Source organism: Azoarcus taiwanensis (genome assembly GCF_012910885.1).
Taxonomy (GTDB): domain Bacteria; phylum Pseudomonadota; class Gammaproteobacteria; order Burkholderiales; family Rhodocyclaceae; genus Azoarcus_F; species Azoarcus_F taiwanensis.
In genome coordinates this window covers 1-405 of record NZ_WTVM01000314.1, presented here as the reverse complement: position 1 = coordinate 405, position 405 = coordinate 1, and the positions used below count along the sequence as shown (strand labels likewise).

Here is a 405-nt window from a genome sequence, read left to right as displayed (position 1 = left end):
GCCTGGATGGGGGTGGCCACTAAGTTCGAGACCGGCGCCATGTCCAGACGCGCGGCCATCTCGCGCAGCGCCTCGGCACGGGCGCGCCCGGCGCGCACGTCGCGCAGCAACCGGGCGAACTCGTCGCGCAGCGGGCCGGCCGGGCCCTTGGCCACCGCCTGGGCGATGGCGCTGTTCAGATTGAGTCCGGACTCCACACACAGCGTGATCAGATCAAGCATGAAGGGCAGCGCCTTGAAGGTCAGGCGGCGGCGTGCCTCGATGCGATCGCGCAGCCACACCGCGGGGAACACGAAGCCGAGCGCAAAACCCGCCCCCGCAAAGGCGCCCCCGGGCAGGCCAAAGGTGTCGGCCAGCCACAGCCCCACGCCGGCACACACCGCCCCCCACAGCATGCGCCCGGCC

Annotated in this window: 1 protein-coding gene; it reads right to left on the bottom strand. The window is 72.3% G+C overall.

The genetic code is table 11. The features are described 5' to 3' along the window. The coding region (locus GPA21_RS20505; protein ID WP_211163764.1) for a type II secretion system F family protein at positions 1-405 on the bottom strand (405 nt) is incomplete at both ends.